Origin of the sequence: uncultured Polaribacter sp. (genome assembly GCF_947495205.1) — a bacterium.
GTDB lineage: Bacteria > Bacteroidota > Bacteroidia > Flavobacteriales > Flavobacteriaceae > Polaribacter.
This window is the reverse complement of the sequence record NZ_CANLXV010000002.1, coordinates 137,194-153,548: the sequence shown is the minus strand read 5'-3', so window position 1 is coordinate 153,548 and position 16,355 is coordinate 137,194. Positions and strand designations below refer to the sequence as shown.

Here is a 16,355-nt window from a genome sequence, read left to right as displayed (position 1 = left end):
AACATACGCTACCTGCAATTTTTTTAATACTTGCATGATGCCACTATAAATGTTTATGGCATTTAGCGTTGGCTATTTGTTTCAATATAATATTCTTGGTCTAAACCTTTTTTTTCTTTTCTAATTAATTCAATTAAATCTAACACTTTTAGCTCTTGTATATCATCTATCTTAAAATTTATTCTTTGTTTATCATATCGTTCTCTATTTCCTTTTTTCAAATCAATTTTAATATTTTTAGGAATAAACAAGGACGCTTTTTCCGATAAATGTTTCTTATATTCATTTATATAAATTCCAATTCCTGCAATATCGAAATCTCCAAAATGTATATAATTATTTGGAATAGATTTCATCCATTTTATAAAGTCTTTACTTTGGTTTTGTGGATAACGTGATATAAATAATGGATTAATGTTTTTAAACAAGTATTTCTGTTTGTGAATCTGACTAAAATTTTTTGTATTTTCAACGCCAACTACTGTTACCTCTTTAGGGATTTTAAAAGATTCATAATCATAAATAAAAATAAAACTTCCTTTTTGAGGATTAATGATTATAGCATTGTTGTTTAGCTCAGCCGTTATAGAATTATAACTATTTACTAAAAACCCTTTAAAAGCTCTCTCCTTTGAAACCTTAGAATTTGTTGTTATTTTGGTTGATTCTGCACGCGTAGCATTTGGATTCTCTTTTAATGAAATATAGCCATATATATCTTTAATCTGTAATTGATTTGCAAGATATGTATGCAGTTCTTTTTCATTGATTAACTCTAGAGACTTTTTATGCTTTCCTTTTCGGTGAATAATATTTTCAGCAACTAAAGCATCTATTAGACTACTTTTAGCCAAACTATTTGGTATTGATTCGCCATTGATTAGCTGTACTAAAACTTTTGCTATTTTTAAGCTTAACTTCATTAATTAAGAACTTTAGTGTTTACTTTTTTAATCAATCTGTTAATTTTAGTAATGTATTTTTTAGAATTAGTTTTAGACTGTTCTTTGGCTAATTTATAAGTGTATTTATAATCTGTTGCATTTTGACTTGTTGGCGAACCATTGATGAGTAAAATATTTCTTTCATTGGCAAATCTCAAAATTCCTTTTTGATTTGTAGGATGAAGTGTTCCTATTTCGTCCATCATACAATGAAGCTTAAAATCTTTAAATTTCTTTGAAGCATCAATTTTAAAAACATTCAATAACGAAATATTAATCATTGCTTTAACTAAAATATCTGTACCATTACTTCCTACATTAGAAAGCTTCTCCACCCAACCAGAGTCGTTATCGTTTTCTATGATTCTAAATTGTAGGTCAAAAGATTCGGATAGCGTTAAATTCGTGTTTTTTGATTTCTCTAACTCTTTAACAAGTTGCTTCAGTAGGTCAACTGCTTTTTGATTTTTTGTGTTACTTTCTGAAGAGGTAAAAAGATTTGATTCTCCTAAAACTAAACTATTTTCATCATTAAACTCTTTTATCTTAATCAATAATTTTACGATGGGATTTGAACTTTCTAACGTTCTTATTTCCATTGTCTTGATAGCTTCTATAAAGTTTTTGCCTAGGAAATCATCATTTATTTTTTTGATTATTTTTTCAATTTCGCCTTGTTTAGAGTTCAGCTCTGTTGTTTCTCTGCCAATTAAATGAATAATGTGTGCAAACCTATTATTTACACGTTTTTCATATTCTTTAATTTTATCTTCTTCAATAAACTCTTTTAGCTCGAATGCAAAGTTTAGAAAATCGTCTTTTGTAATTAATTTTGTTTTGAAGCTAAAAAGATTAGTTTCATTAAAGTTCCCATTAAATAAGTTAACAGCTTGTCTTAGTTCTTCATATGTGCTTAGACTTTTTGAATGCTTATCAATAATTTCTTTGATTATTGTTGAGGCTTTCTTCTGTTCATCAAAATCAGCAATAGGTTCAGGAATTTCGTAATAGCTTTTAATATTTAGAAATGCATCTGAGAGCTTAAAACTTTCAAAATCCTTTAAGTCATTATCAAATTCATTAATTTGGATTTGTATTGATTTAACAAATTCTTCTTGTTTAGTCCATTTTGTGTTGACTTTATTCAGCTCAATTTTATGTTCATTGATTATTGTACTTTGTTTTTTCTCTAAACTAGATTTATCAACTTTTAATTGAGGTACATTGTCAAAGAGTTCTCTTTTGTCTTTATTATATTCTATAACAAGTGTTTCGTTCTCTTTTATGTACTCTAGGTTCGACTTAATTTGGCTTAATCTACTTTCTATATGGCTAAGCCTTTTTGTATCAGCCCCTTTGTTTTCTAATTCAGAACTTTGCTCTTTCTTTAATTCGTGAATTCGTTTATCAGATGCTGAATTATTATTTGATATAGAATTATTTATTACGGAAATTTTCTTATTCTTAGTTTCTTCTAAAACCTTAATTTCTGTAAGTCGCTCTTTTTCCTTTAGGCTTATTTTTCGCTTTATTCCTTTATTAATGTTGTCTAAAACTTCTTCGGCTTTTAATTTCTTTGATGCAATTTTATTTAAATCATCCTTTAGTTTTTGTAGAACAGTTTCCTTTTCTGATTTAGCTTTTAGAATCCATTCTTCTAAATCAATTTTATTGCTTTTTAATTTCTCTTGGCTTTGAGAAATGGTATATTCATTTTCTGCTACAAGGTCTTTAAAGTCCTTTAGTTTTTTACCAAATTTTGTCTTCAGTTTTTGTAAACTATTTTCTTTATTAGTATTTAGCTGTTGAATACTATTTTGGATTTCATTAATCTTAAATTTGTGCTCTTCAATGTCGCGTTGGTATTCTTTTACTGATTTAATTCTGTTTTTTAAAGTGTTTAAGTTTAACTCTACACCAAATAGAGTAGCCGAATTACTATCAATTAGTTTTGGATTTAGCTCTGTGTTGAAAAGTACATTTTCTTCGTCAATTACTTTTCCTATTGTATTTTGCCAATTGTTAATGTTATCGTTTAACCAGCCATAAAGTGAAGATTTGTTTTGCCGAATTTTGTTTTCAATTTCCCCAATTTTTAAAGCTAGTTTTTTACTCGCTTCGTTTTCTTTCTCAACGGAAGAATTAAAGTTTCTTTCTACTTCTTTTGTTTCTAATTCCCATTCTTTACGAATTGTTTTTGTTTCGTTCTGTGCATTTACAATCTTGTTTTTTGAGCTTGAAACTTTATCGTCAAGTGTTTTTTTATTCGCTTTACATTTTTCAATCTCAGTCGAGAAAAAGGTTTTATATTTTAATTCCGATTTTTGTCTCTTTACCCTATTTTCATTCTCTTTTATATTCTCTAAATCTTTATTTACGGAATCTATTTCGTCTTTGTTTTCATCATTGATTTGAATTATCATTTTTTGATACCTTTCAAATACTAAGGATTTATGTTCTCCATAATCACTTTTTATTTTAATGATATCTGAGTTCTGTTTGTTTGTAAACTCCTGCTGTTGGTTTTGAATTTGTTTTATAAGAGCCTCAAATTTTTGACTAATTTCTGCAAATTTTGAGGTGAGTAGATTTTTTTCCTCTTCTAAAGTCCTTTGCTCAATAGTTAGCGTTTCTTTTTTTGAAACTTTTGAAATAATTTCTTTAATGTTTTGATTTTGGTATTCTGTTAGTTTCCGTTTAGCTTTTGCTAATTCTGTTGTAATTAGTTTTAAATCAGAAACAATATCTTGTTCTCTTCTACGATGTGTTTTTACTAAGTTTTCTCTTTTTTTTGTTATAACATTTAATTCATTATTTTCTTTGGAATAATTAGAATTTAAAATAGGTTTTTCGTTTTCTATAAAATTCATTCTATTAGCTAACTGATAAGCTAATTCCTTTGTTTCTCTTTTGAGAAAATTGTAAGCTCTATATCGGTCAACTATTTTATCAGCTTGCTTTCTAACAACTATCAGTCCTTTTCTGTTTTCTTTAAACCAAATTTTAATATCATTAATTTGAGTTTCAAAGTCACGCAAATGATTTTTTGCATAATTCTCAATATCTATTATAAACTCCTCGTCATTTAAAGAATTTATGATGGTATCTTTAATAAATTTTGCTTCAAGATTGGTGTTTAGAAGCACATTTTGAATAGTTCTTGGTATATTTTGGTACTGCTTACTTTCTGCTAGAGCATACTTTTTAAATTCAGGTTTTAAAGCGCTATTGTCCCCATAAATGATTCTGCGATATTCGTCGTAACTCTTTATGAGTTTGGTATAATAAATTTCTTTACCAAATGCATTTCTGATACTGTCCCAACTTTCAAAAGCTTTATTGTTATTGTCAATAAATAATTCTCTGTTATAGGCAGAATTAAAAAATCGGAATGCAACTTTACCATTTACTTTATAGGCTAAAACACAAAAAGGGATGTTGTCTTTTAGTATTTGATAAACGATGTAAGAGTTCTGATACTGAAAGTAATAATCATCAAATCCTTTCTTTTGTTTCGGAATTCCAAGCTTGGTTTTATTAGCATTGTAAAAAAATAATATAGCACGAAGTAGTGTGCTTTTTCCTACGCCTTGCGTTCCAATTAAGTGAACATTTCCATCTAGTTCGATTTCAGCATATTTTACAGATGCACTATTTATAAAAACTATTTTATTCAGGTATCTCATTTTCTATTTCTTCTGGAATATTAATAGTAGTTATAATGTCTTTCAAATAATTAAAAGATGTAAGCACTTTGTAAGTTTCAGTTATCTCATTTTCTAAGGATATGAAATTATCTTTTTCTAGTTTTTCAATTATTTTTTTTATGCGTTCAGAATTAGTTTTTTTATCTCCACTTACTTTTTTAAGCTTTTCCAATTTCGTTTTTAAATCAGCATTATTTTTTAATTGATTTACAATGTCTGATGGCGAAAACCTTAAGCCGACATCAAAAGAGGTATCGAAAGTTTTAAAAAAGTCCAGAATATCAATCCAATTAAAGGCTTTTTCTAGTTTTCTATCTAAGTCTGCATTATTTTCTTTTCGACTGAAATAATAATATTCGTTACCTTGCTCTAATATGTAATTAATTTGATAAAAAAATTCGTGTAAGTCTTCAAAAGTTTCCTCATCTTCTAAAACTTTGTAAAGTTTTTTAATGTCATCATCAGGACTATTTGAACATATAAATTGTCCCTTGCGAAGCATGTTAAAAATTTCTGATGTATATTTTGTAATCATTAAAAGTTATCTTGAAAATACCATAGCATATTCAACGCCATTGGTGGTTTGGTAATTATCTTGTATTTGTAATTCTTCTTCATACTGAGAAATAATTTGACAAAAAATAGTGACTCTTTCATTAAATTCTACCTCTTTCAAAAAGTCATAGTTTAAAATAAAATTGAATAAATTATCGCTTGTTGCAATGAAACGGTTTCTTACTTCTTCTAGATTTACCATTATCTCTTCTTCAATATTATTGTCAAGATAGTCATTAGAAATACGCTCTGCCATTTCTGGTTTAAAAAGTAGTCTGTCTCTATGATTTTTAGCAATTCTCTTAATTGCATTAAAAGCTCGTTCGTCTTCTCTAAGAAAGTCAATAGATAAGTTTATAGATTCATTAAGTTTTGTTTCAAAAATGACTTCATTTTTGTTTGAAACTATCTGTTTGATGTTAGTTTCTGCTTCTATAATAAAATTGTCTTTTAAGTATTTCAGTTTTCTTAGCTTTTCTAAAAACCTTCCTTGTTGTTTTATTTGGTTTAGATAATCAATTATTTGTTTTTCTATTTCAATTAGGTTGTGTGAGCATTCTCCTAACTGATTTTTTAGTTCAATAATGATTCTACCCAATTCTTCATCTAGAGCTCTATTAAAAAAGGTAAGTTCTTCCTCATTAATGAGTGAAAGTGTTTGTTGTATCAATTTTGTTACTACTGTTCTTTTCTCATCAAGATTTTCTAGTTTTAATTGTTTGTTTTTGTAATTCGATTCATTCTTAAAAGTGTTCTCAATATTTCGTCTCAAATCCACCACACTTCTAAGTGTGATAAGTCCCATATTTCGAAAAGTTTTTTTAATAAATCGTAAGTAAGCGTATCTTCTGTTTTCGCTTGACTCATTTAAAAAGTAAACAATGTTTTCTTTTATGTTTTTTATATTTTCATCAATATATGAAAGGTTTATTTCTTCACTCACATACAGAACTTGCTCAAAAAACTCCAGAAATTGGCCATCAAGTTCCAAAAAATCTCCATTTTGTCTAATTACAGCTTTTTGAATTAATAAGTCAATACGACTCTCTTCATAATCAACAAGTTCTAGAGCATCATTTAATTTGTAGTCAATGGATTTCCTTTTGCTGAACATTTCAGATATGAGTTTTTCCTCTCTTTTCAAAGCGGTTACTAATTCTTTTATGTCATTGAAGGTGTTCATTTCTTTGGTTTCGAGCGTTGGCTTTTTAATTTTAAATTTTAATGAGTTTTTGTATAATGCGCAATAAAGGGTTATTTCATTTTTTAATGTTACATAGACTTAAAGCGAAGTTCGTGTTTTTTATTCAAAAAGCAAACAGTGAAAACCCTTGTTTTACAACAAAAAAACCTCAAGTTTTTCAACTGGAGATTTCTATTTCTAATTTTATTCAAATTTATATTTCTTACCCTAAATAGGTTCTTAACATTTGTGTTTTAGAAGCAGACTGTAAACGTTTAATTGCTCTTTGCTTTACCTGTCTAACTCGTTCTCTAGATAAATCAAATTTTTCGCCAATTTCTGCTAAACTTGTAGCCGTTTCGTTGCCAATTCCGTAGAACATTTTAATTACTTTGGCTTCCTTAAAAGTAAGTGTATTTAAAGCCCTATCTATCTCTATATTTAAAGATTGTTTCATTAAATTTTTATCTGGTTTTGGAGATTCATCAGACTGTAAAACGTTGTAAAGATTACTGTCTTCGCCTTCTTTAAAAGGTGCATCCATAGAAATATGTCTGCCAGAATTTTTCATGGCTTGTGCTACTTCATGCTCGGACATATCTAATTTTTGCGCAATTTCTTTATGAGTTGGTTCTCTTTCTCCATTTTGCTCTAAACTGGCATAAATTTTCTTTATTTTACTAATACTTCCAATTTTATTTAAGGGCAAACGTACAATTCTAGATTGTTCCGCTAAAGCTTGCATAATAGACTGACGAATCCACCAAACAGCGTAAGAAATAAACTTAAAACCTCTAGTTTCATCAAAACGTTTTGCGGCTTTTACCAAACCTACATTTCCTTCATTTATCAAATCAGACAGTTTTAAACCTTGGCCTTGATACTGTTTGGCCACAGAAACTACAAATCTTAAATTTGCACGTACCAAAGTATTTAAAGCTTTGGTATTTCCTTTTTTAATTTTTAAAGCCAATTCTACTTCTTCATCAGCAGTAATTAAACCAATTTTACTAATTTCTTGAAAATATTTTTCTAAAGATTTTGCATCTCTGTTGGTTACTTGCTTTACAATTTTAAGTTGTCTCATGTGGGTTTTGTTATTTTAAAAAATGATAATAGTTAGGATGTAAAAGAAACGAGGTTCTTTTTTATAGAAATGAAAAACAAAAAGGAAGTTTACTTAAAAAGCAGGAGGAATAAATTTATCTAAAGCTACAAGAGTTGTAGTACAGATGAAGGGATAAATAGTTGCTTTTTTTTGATGGTAAATAGTTTGGTTTTTCATGAATTTGTAATATACGAAAAAAGAGCCGTTTTTAACTAAAAACGACTCTTTTTGTGTATTTTTTAACCTTTTTTAGGATTAAAATTACTTTTTTTTGATAAAAATAAGATTTTTTAGATCTTATTTTAAAGTAGATTTTTAAATAATTCTTGCGCTAAAATCTTATTAGTTTCCAAACCTTTTTCTACCAACCAATTTAAAAATAAATCTACTTTTTGTTTATCCATAAAACCACAAGTAGCGTTTGTACCAAAATACTGTTTTGTTACTGCTAATGTTTGTTCTAGGTTGATGTTTTCCTTATCGTAATTGGTTACATATTTCTCTAAAATAGCAATAGATTCTAAGGCATTATTTGTTGCAAATAGAAACCCTTTTTGAGTTGCTTTAATAAAGTTTTCATACACTTGTTTATGCTTTTTTAAATTCGCATTTTTAGCAATTACAATAGGAGAATAGCCATAAGGAATATCAGAATCTTTTAAAGACCATGTGTTTAAAGCAATATTTTTTCCTGCAGCTTCTACACCTTCCCAATTATCAAAAATCCAAGTGGCGTCTGCTTTTCCTTCAATTAATCTATTCCAAATACCTAATTTATCTGGATAGGTAATTTCAAATTTACCTTTACCACCATTGTTTCTTACAAGTTCTTCAATTATTTTATCTTCATAACGCGCTTTGTAAGAAGCATAAATTTTACCATCTAACATTTTTGGATTTGTTAAATTGTTAGATTTTAAAGAAGCAATACTACTTAAATCTTCTTGTAAAATGGCATAAATTGCAATAGCATCTACCTTATTAGACTTGTTGTTTAAGCTAATAACAGTTTCAAAAGGAGCAATGGCAAAATCTGCCATATCTAATTCTAGCTTTTTACCTGGTGTAACTGTATAATTGTCTTCTAAAGGATTTATTATGTCTAAAGAAATATTTTCAGCAGCATAAAATCCTTTTTCTTTGGCAATAAAGAAACCAATATGATTTATATTGGGCGTCCAATCTAAGGCTAGTTTTAGTGTTTTCATCTTTATAAATTATTAAAATGTAACTTATTAAAAACGTAACGTTGCACCGACTAAAAAGTTTCTGGTTGCTTGCGGATAAAAGCCTGTAAAGTCACCAGTAATTGTGTTTCCAGCCCTATCTTCAAAATCAAAAGTTCCATAATAACCTCTATCAACATATTCTTTACTAAAAACGTTATTTACTAATGCAGTAATGGTAATCGATTTAAAAATATTTTTAGGATTTATTTGATAAATAAAATTTAAATCGCTAGTAAAAAAGCCATCTAAAATATCGTTATTAGAGACAGCACTATTTAAATTACTTAAATATTGCTTACCAACATATTTAGATAAAAGTGATATTTGTATATTTTTTTTAGGTTTATATGTAAATATGTTACCAGCAACTATATTTGGCGAAAAAGAAAGATTTGTAGTTCCAAGATTTTGCTCACTACCATTTAAGTTTCTTGTAAAGTTTAAATTTTTATTTGAGCTTATTGCAATATTAGGTTTAATAGAAAATTCTTCAGAAAGTGTAATATCTGCGTCAATTTCTAAACCTAATCTATAACTTTCTTTAGAATTTTCTCTAATAGCAGCTCCAACATCATTTAAAGCACCTGTTAAAACTAATTGGTTGTCATAAACCATATAATAAATATTAGTGTTTAATTTAATGTTTTCAGAATTTAATCTCCAACCTAGCTCATAATCATAAAGTGTTTCTGGGACTACTTCTTTTTTTGTAATAATACTGTTTTCAAAATCGTTTCTATTAGGTTCTCTATTAGCAACTGCAAAAGAAGTATATAAATTATTCTGACTGTTAATTTTATAGGTAAAACCAAACTTAGGGTTAAAGAAATCAAAATTAGTATCAACATCAATAGGAACTCTATCTGAAGTTAAACCTTTGGTTTGGTAACTTACAAAACGTCCTTGTAAATCTAAATAACCAGACAGTTTTTCTGAAATACTAAACGTAGCTTTTGCAAATACAGAAATATCATTTTTAGTAGCATCAGAAAAATAATAACGATCTCTAATAAAACTATCTTCAGATAATTCTTTAGACCAAATAACTTCTCCAAAATGGTCTCCTGTATAATTAGAATAAGAAACACCTGTTATAAAGTTAATTTCGTCTGTCTTGTAATTTGCATTAAAATTGGCAACATAAAAATCATTATCTAACCAACGTCTTACAATAACATCTGTAATTGGAGTTTCTGTTCCATCATTTTCAACTCTAATATCAGTGGCAACTACAATTCCATTATATAAATCAATTTCATCTGTATCATCTCTAAATTGTTCAAAAAAACCAGCACCTTTGGTGTAGTTTAAACCTAAATTTGTACTCCATTCATCATTCCATTTTTCATTCCAATGCAATTGATAATGATCTTGTTGATAATTATCTGTTTCATTATCATACGTATAAGGGTTTTGTCTTCTATCTTCAGCCAATTGTTCTGCAGTTAAACCAAACCATGCTTGGTAAGTTTGCTCTTCTCCTCCAAAGGTTACTGCTTTAATTAAGGTATTTTCATCTGTATAACTACCCTGTAAAAAGTAAGATTTTAAATCTGCAAAAGCTCTGTCTACATAACCATCAGAATAAATGTTAGACAAACGTCCTGCAATTTCTATATGATCGTTAATTTTACCTGTACTAAACTTTACCGTATGTTTTCTGGTATTAAAAGAACCAAAAGAATTAGAAATTTCTCCAAAAGCATCTTCAGAAATAGCATCTGTTAAAATGTTTAAACTCGCACCAAAAGCACCAGAACCGTTGGTTGATGTTCCTACACCACGTTGTAATTGTAAGTTTTCTGTAGAAGAAGCAAAATCTCCTAAATTTACCCAAAAAGTACCTTGACTTTCAGCATCGTTATAAGGTATACCATTAATGGTAACATTGATTCTTTCGCTGTTAGAACCACGCACATTTAAATACGTATAACCAACACCTGCACCAGCGTCTGATGATGAAACTACGTTTGGTAAATAATTTAATAAAATAGGAATGTCTTGTCCTAAATTACGTTTTGCAATTTCCTTTTTAGACAAATTAGAAAACGTTACAGGTACATCTGCATTTACACGAACCGCAGAAACTAAAATTTCATCTAAAACAGAAAACGTTGCATTAAGCTGAATTAAATAATACTCATCTTTTGCAATTGTAATTTTTTCAGATACTTTTTTGTATCCTAAAAACGAAACTTCTACTGTGTACGTTCCTTTTTTTAAATTAAAACTAAAATTACCAGATTTGTCTGTAGAAGTACCTTTTTTTAGCTCTTTAACTACAATAGTAGCTCCTGCCAAAGGTTTTTTGTTTTGATCTACTACTTTACCAGAAAGTGTAAATTGTTGGGCGTTTGCAATAATGTTTGCAAACAAGAATAAAAGAAATGTAATTTTCTTCATTTTAAATGATTTTTAAAACGAATAAAAAGAGGTAATTATTCTTGTGATTATAATTTGAATAATTAGTTTTTTGAACTGTAAAACCTTTAGTTTTTAATACTTTAAACGTACAACTAAAAGTTTATACAAACTCTTAACTGCGCTTAAAACAACAACTATTAATTTCGTCAAGTTCTAATTTCCCTAAACAGCATTACCTGTTCTAGGTTCCTTGGGTATGATCTCAGCCTTTTAGAGTTTAAAAGTTAAAAGTTTAAAAGTTTAAAAGTCTAACAGGACTAAAAACTAAAAACTAAAAACCAAAAACTAAAATTAGCACCCCTTTATGAGAACACTGCAAAATTAAGTGGTTATAATTTACTGTGAAATAAAAAAGTGATTTTTTTTTAGAAGCTATTTCGTGTTTTCCACTATATCTTTTTTCTGAAAAAGAAAAAAGGATGCCGTTTCAACCACGGCTAAACCTGTTTGCCAATTTTTAGCTATTCATCTATTCTTGGTCTTTTTCTAAGTGCTTTTTTTACAGAATTTCTAAGTTTACTTTCTGCATTTTTTTTAAGAACACTTCTACTCGGTTTTGTAGGTCTGCGTTTTTTTGGTTGTATTAAATTAGTTTTTAATAAACCCAAAAAACGTTTAATAGCCAACTCTTTATTTTTATGCTGACTTCTAGTTTCTTCACAAAAAAGAATCAGCACATTTTCTTTGGTTAATTTGCTAGAAAGCTTTGTTTTTAAACGCTGTTTTTCTTCATCAGAAAGCGCAAAAGAGTTTTCTAAATCAAAAGTCAATTCTATTTTAGAAGACGTTTTGTTTACATGTTGCCCGCCAGAACCAGAGCTTCTTATGGCCTTAAATTGTAGTTCTTTTATGATGTTTTCTGTGTTCATATTCCTATTCTAACCTTCCTAAAGAGAAGAAACTTTATTTAGTACTCATAAGAATTTCCAAAACCCTCAGAATTTTGATGCATAAAATGCATGTCTAAATCTTCTAAAGTATCAGAAAACGAATGTAGCCTCTCTTTTTTGGCAATAATTTTATCAATAGCATTGGTTGCGTTTTTTAGACGCGTTTCTTTATCGCCTTTTAATAAAATATAATTTTTATTGTGTGCTTTTAATGCGTTTTCAAAAGCTGTAAACATTTCTAAACGTTGCTCTGGTCTGTCACGTAAATCGTCTTCTTCCCAAGGTGTGTCTATATAAGTAAGTAAATACAAATCGTACACATTTGTATGCGCAGCTTTGTTTAATTTTTCATCAACAAAACCACCGTAAAATTCTTCTGAATATACTTTGGTTTCTAGTAAATCTGTATCGCAAATTAAAATTTTATCGGCTTTTTTAGCCAACGTATTTTCTAATTTCATTTGTCCAATAGCAATAGGTAATAAATCTTCTTTTTGGCAAGTTTTACGTTCGTTATTCCATTTGTTTTGCAAATATTCTCTTGCAAATTCTGGTGCCCAAACCGTATTGTAATAACGTGCTAAATGTCTAGAAAGTGTGGTTTTTCCTGTAGATTCTGGGCCAAACAAAACAACTTTTACGATGTTAATTGGGTCTTGTGTAAGTGTTTTTTCCATGCTAAGTAGCCAAAAACGGCAATAAATGTAAATCCAAAATATTGAAAACTTGTAAAAGTAAATCCTTTATACAAATATAAAGGTACAGAAATTAGGTCTCCAACAATCCAAAAAAGCCAATTTTCTATTTTTCTTTTTGCCATTAACCACATACCTACAAAGAAAATTGCAGTAGTAAATGTATCTACATACGCCACCCAAGAAGTCCATTTGTTAAAATAATTATACACCAGATAAACAAAAATTAAAGTGGCAATAAATATAAATATAGCAGTTTGTTTCTCTTTTAAAGTTGTTTTAGAAATAGGCGTAACATGTGTTTCATTTACTTTACGTGTCCAAATATACCAACCATAAACACTCATTATAAAATAATATCCGTTAATCATCAGATCTCCTAAAAGTTCCCATTTTAAGAGTAAATACACAAAAATAGAAGTGCTAATCATGCCTGTTGGAAACACCCAAATTTTATTTTGTTTAGAAAACCAAACCGATAAAAACCCAAAAATTACAGCAATAATTTCTAGTGTAATATCTAAAGTTTCGTAGGTTTTGTATTGGGCAAATAGAAAATCAAAAATTGCTGACATTACGTTTCATTTTAAAGTTGTAAAAGTAGTCTTTTCTGTAATTCCTACTAAAGCAAGAATCTAAACTAAGAATTAAAATTAATGATTATAAAGTTATAGAGCGTTTTTTTTCGATCAGTTCTGTCATTCCTTCCTACGCAGAACAAATAAATTCTATTTTTTAAGTTGATTAAAAAAATCCTCATCATTCTCAAAAGCAGTGCCAATAACTACTAAATCTGCGCCAGCAGAAAATGCGTTTTCTAATTGTTTTTTAGAACGAATTCCACCACCAACAATCAACGGAATTGATAATTCCTTTTGCACAAGAGTAATAATACTTGCCTCCACAGGCACTGTGGCTCCAGATCCAGCTTCTAAGTAAATGAGTTTTTTACCAGAAAATTTGCCAGCTAACGCAGTGTTTAAAATGAGTTGTAGATTATTTTGGGCAATTGGTTTTGTATTGCTAACTTTTTGGGTGGCAGTTTCTTTTTTACCATCAACTAAAATATAACCAGTTGGTATAATTTCTAAATCAGTATTTTTTAAAAAAGGCACACTTTTTATTTGCTGTTCAATTAAATATTCCGGATTTCTGCCAGAAAGTAAACTCAAAAATAAAATACCATCTGCTTTTGGGGTAATTTGAGAAACATCACCAGGAAATAAAATAACAGGAAGTTTTGTAGCTTTTTTAATTGCAATTACAACATTTTCTGTTGCGTTATTTTTATCTGTGCTGCCACCAACAAAAATATGTGTAGCAATAGATTTGTGTACTTTATCAAAAAAAGAAGAAATATTTTTTAAATCTATTTTTTCTGGATCTATTAAAACAGCTAATAGTTTTTTGCCTTCTTGCTTTGCTTGTAAAATGTTTTGGTAAATATTCACAATTGCGAAAATACAAAAGCTTTAGGTTATTACTAGGAAGAATTACTAAGTAATCTGTTCTTTTAATATCAAAAAAAGTAAGAGATTGCTTCGTTCCTCGCAATGACAAAACTTTGCAACTTATATTAATAAGCAAAAACACAAGTAAAACCTTCAAACTCTAAAAACTGAATTTTATAGGCAAAAGTTTCTCCGTCAAAACGAATTTCGCCTGTAGTTTTACCATCATCAAACCTAAAATTTTCAATAAAAATATGTTCTAAAAAACGAAGTTTCTTTTTGCCGTAAATTTTATACAAACTCTCTTTTCCGCCCCAAACAATAGTTAATTTACTAATTTTAGCAGTTACATTAGCAATAGTGTTGTACTCTTGTATAGGTGTAAATTTGTGTGCTATTTTTAGAATTTTATCGCGTTGCATTTCAATATCAATACCAACAGGTAAATTGTCAGAAATAATAATGGCAGTAAATGTAAAAGAGTGGGTAATGGAAATAAATTTACCATCTTTTAAATGAGGTTTACCAAACTCATCATAAACCAAATCAGAATCTGTATAACCCATTTTTTTTAGCAAGTGTCTAATGCTTAAAAAACCTTTCTGGTGTAACTCAGATTTCATAGATTGTAAACGTGCTGTGCTCGTTTCTGTTAAAGCAGTGTCTTGCTGTAAATCAATAATTGTTTCTTCAATCTTCCAAATCAGTACTTTAGTTGTGTTATTTACCGTTAATGTTTTGTAAAGAGCCATAGAATTTAAAATGTATGTTGTACCTTTGCAGTCGCAAAAAATAGTTGATAAATATACAAAATATGAGCACAAAAACAGCTTACGTACCGTTTAAAGTTAAAGATATTTCTTTAGCAGATTGGGGTAGAAAAGAAATAGAATTGGCAGAAGCAGAAATGCCAGGATTAATGAGTTTAAGAGAAGAGTATGGAGACAGCCAACCTTTAAAAGGTGCAAGAATTGCAGGTTGTTTGCACATGACTATTCAAACAGCAGTTTTAATAGAAACTTTACAAGCTTTAGGTGCAGAGGTTACTTGGAGTTCTTGTAATATTTTTTCTACACAAGACCAAGCTGCTGCTGCAATTGCTGCAACAGGAACACCAGTTTATGCTTGGAAAGGAATGAACGAAGAAGAATTTGATTGGTGTATAGAGCAAACCTTGTTTTTTGGTGAAGACAAAAAACCATTAAATATGATTTTAGATGATGGTGGAGATTTAACCAATATGGTTTTAGACAGATATCCAGAATTGGCAGCAGGAATCAATGGTTTGTCAGAAGAAACTACAACAGGTGTTCACAGATTATACGAAAGAGTAAAAAACGGAACATTACCAATGCCAGCAATTAACATTAACGATTCTGTTACAAAATCTAAATTCGATAATAAATATGGTTGTAAAGAATCTGCAGTAGATGCAATTCGTAGAGCAACAGATATTATGTTAGCAGGTAAAAGAGTAGTAGTTTGTGGTTATGGAGACGTTGGTAAAGGAACAGCAGCTTCTTTTAAAGGAGCAGGTTCTATTGTAACCGTTACAGAAATAGACCCAATTTGTGCCTTACAAGCAGCAATGGACGGTTTTGAAGTTAAGAAATTAGAAACTGTAGTAGGTAATGCAGATATTGTAATTACTACAACAGGTAATAAAGGTATTGTTAGAGGAGAACATTTTGAGGCAATGAAAGACAAAGTAATTGTTGCAAACATTGGTCATTTTGACAATGAAATAGATGTACCTTACTTAAATAATAATAGCGAAAAAGTAGAAATTAAGCCACAAGTAGATAAATATAACATCAACGGAAAAGATATTATTTTATTAGCAGAAGGCCGTTTGGTAAATTTAGGTTGTGCAACAGGGCACCCAAGTTTTGTGATGTCTAACTCATTTACAAACCAAACTTTGGCACAAATAGAACTTTGGAACAATGCAGATGCTTATAAAAATGAAGTGTATATGTTACCAAAACATTTAGATGAAAAAGTAGCAAAATTACACTTGGCAAAAATTGGTGTAGAATTAACAGAATTAAGCCAAGACCAAGCAGCATACATTGGTGTAACGCAAGAAGGCCCATACAAGCCAGAACATTATAGATATTAATTTAGCTTTTGGTTTTTGTTGTTAGTTAGTAGTAGCAACTTAAATTT

The 16,355-nt window shown here is 29.0% G+C and carries 13 protein-coding genes; 1 reads left to right on the top strand and 12 read right to left on the bottom strand.

Annotation, left to right across the window (positions count from 1 at the left end; genetic code table 11):
• Window positions 1-62: 62 nt before the first annotated feature.
• The 12 genes from Q0762_RS02880 to Q0762_RS02825 all read right to left on the bottom strand — a co-directional run bounded on the left by Q0762_RS02880 (window position 63) and on the right by Q0762_RS02825 (window position 14,938).
• Entirely contained in the window at window positions 63-923 is an 861-nt protein-coding gene (locus Q0762_RS02880) for a hypothetical protein (protein ID WP_298763376.1), read from the bottom strand.
• Window positions 923-4,630: an ATP-binding protein gene (locus Q0762_RS02875; RefSeq protein ID WP_298763374.1), complete on the bottom strand. Its 3,708-nt coding sequence runs from the start codon at window positions 4,628-4,630 to the stop codon at window positions 923-925. Before Q0762_RS02875 ends, Q0762_RS02880 begins: the two co-directional genes overlap by 1 nt.
• Entirely contained in the window at window positions 4,614-5,186 is a 573-nt protein-coding gene (locus Q0762_RS02870) for a hypothetical protein (RefSeq protein WP_298763373.1), read from the bottom strand. Before Q0762_RS02870 ends, Q0762_RS02875 begins: the two co-directional genes overlap by 17 nt.
• A gap of 6 nt (window positions 5,187-5,192) precedes the next feature.
• Window positions 5,193-6,389, bottom strand: a complete 1,197-nt coding sequence (locus Q0762_RS02865) for a hypothetical protein (protein ID WP_298763371.1) — start codon at window positions 6,387-6,389, stop codon at window positions 5,193-5,195.
• Window positions 6,390-6,612: 223 nt separating this feature from the next.
• The gene (locus Q0762_RS02860; RefSeq protein ID WP_298763369.1) at window positions 6,613-7,476 is read right to left on the bottom strand and encodes an RNA polymerase sigma factor RpoD/SigA; all 864 of its coding nucleotides are present in this window, start codon (window positions 7,474-7,476) and stop codon (window positions 6,613-6,615) included.
• A 323-nt stretch (window positions 7,477-7,799) separates the two neighbouring features.
• Entirely contained in the window at window positions 7,800-8,705 is a 906-nt protein-coding gene (locus Q0762_RS02855; RefSeq protein ID WP_298763367.1) for an ABC transporter substrate-binding protein, read from the bottom strand.
• Window positions 8,706-8,732: 27 nt separating this feature from the next.
• Window positions 8,733-11,129: a TonB-dependent receptor gene (locus tag Q0762_RS02850; RefSeq protein WP_298763365.1), complete on the bottom strand. Its 2,397-nt coding sequence runs from the start codon at window positions 11,127-11,129 to the stop codon at window positions 8,733-8,735.
• Window positions 11,130-11,611: 482 nt separating this feature from the next.
• Window positions 11,612-12,019, bottom strand: a complete 408-nt coding sequence (gene arfB / locus Q0762_RS02845; protein WP_298763364.1) for an alternative ribosome rescue aminoacyl-tRNA hydrolase ArfB — start codon at window positions 12,017-12,019, stop codon at window positions 11,612-11,614.
• A 38-nt stretch (window positions 12,020-12,057) separates the two neighbouring features.
• Complete coding sequence (locus Q0762_RS02840) at window positions 12,058-12,717, bottom strand: ATP-binding protein (protein WP_298763362.1); 660 nt, start codon at window positions 12,715-12,717, stop codon at window positions 12,058-12,060.
• Entirely contained in the window at window positions 12,678-13,310 is a 633-nt protein-coding gene (gene pnuC / locus Q0762_RS02835; RefSeq protein WP_298763361.1) for a nicotinamide riboside transporter PnuC, read from the bottom strand. The genes Q0762_RS02840 and pnuC overlap by 40 nt, the downstream gene beginning before the upstream one ends.
• Window positions 13,311-13,463: 153 nt before the next feature.
• Window positions 13,464-14,189, bottom strand: a complete 726-nt coding sequence (locus Q0762_RS02830; RefSeq protein ID WP_298763533.1) for a geranylgeranylglyceryl/heptaprenylglyceryl phosphate synthase — start codon at window positions 14,187-14,189, stop codon at window positions 13,464-13,466.
• Between the two features lie 122 nt (window positions 14,190-14,311).
• Window positions 14,312-14,938 (bottom strand): 4'-phosphopantetheinyl transferase superfamily protein, encoded by a 627-nt coding sequence (locus Q0762_RS02825; protein WP_298763359.1) that lies wholly within the window; start codon window positions 14,936-14,938, stop codon window positions 14,312-14,314.
• Between the two features lie 62 nt (window positions 14,939-15,000).
• Between Q0762_RS02825 and ahcY the strand changes: the two genes are divergently transcribed.
• Window positions 15,001-16,308 carry an adenosylhomocysteinase gene (ahcY, locus tag Q0762_RS02820; protein ID WP_298763357.1) on the top strand — a complete coding sequence of 436 codons (1,308 nt, stop codon included), beginning with the start codon at window positions 15,001-15,003 and terminating at the stop codon, window positions 16,306-16,308.
• The last annotated feature ends 47 nt before the right edge of the window (window positions 16,309-16,355 follow it).

Bases quoted from the DNA above. Each gene is read 5' to 3' on its own strand.
- arfB (WP_298763364.1), bottom strand. From the start codon at position 12,019: ATGAACACAGAAAACATCATAAAAGAACTACAATTTAAGGCCATAAGA.
- Q0762_RS02870 (WP_298763373.1), bottom strand. From the start codon at position 5,186: ATGATTACAAAATATACATCAGAAATTTTTAACATGCTTCGCAAGGGA.
- Q0762_RS02840 (WP_298763362.1), bottom strand. From the start codon at position 12,717: ATGGAAAAAACACTTACACAAGACCCAATTAACATCGTAAAAGTTGTT.
- Q0762_RS02875 (WP_298763374.1), bottom strand. From the start codon at position 4,630: ATGAGATACCTGAATAAAATAGTTTTTATAAATAGTGCATCTGTAAAA.
- Q0762_RS02855 (WP_298763367.1), bottom strand. From the start codon at position 8,705: ATGAAAACACTAAAACTAGCCTTAGATTGGACGCCCAATATAAATCAT.
- Q0762_RS02860 (WP_298763369.1), bottom strand. From the start codon at position 7,476: ATGAGACAACTTAAAATTGTAAAGCAAGTAACCAACAGAGATGCAAAA.
- Q0762_RS02865 (WP_298763371.1), bottom strand. From the start codon at position 6,389: ATGAACACCTTCAATGACATAAAAGAATTAGTAACCGCTTTGAAAAGA.
- Q0762_RS02880 (WP_298763376.1), bottom strand. From the start codon at position 923: ATGAAGTTAAGCTTAAAAATAGCAAAAGTTTTAGTACAGCTAATCAAT.
- Q0762_RS02850 (WP_298763365.1), bottom strand. From the start codon at position 11,129: ATGAAGAAAATTACATTTCTTTTATTCTTGTTTGCAAACATTATTGCA.
- ahcY (WP_298763357.1), top strand. From the start codon at position 15,001: ATGAGCACAAAAACAGCTTACGTACCGTTTAAAGTTAAAGATATTTCT.
- Q0762_RS02825 (WP_298763359.1), bottom strand. From the start codon at position 14,938: ATGGCTCTTTACAAAACATTAACGGTAAATAACACAACTAAAGTACTG.
- pnuC (WP_298763361.1), bottom strand. From the start codon at position 13,310: ATGTCAGCAATTTTTGATTTTCTATTTGCCCAATACAAAACCTACGAA.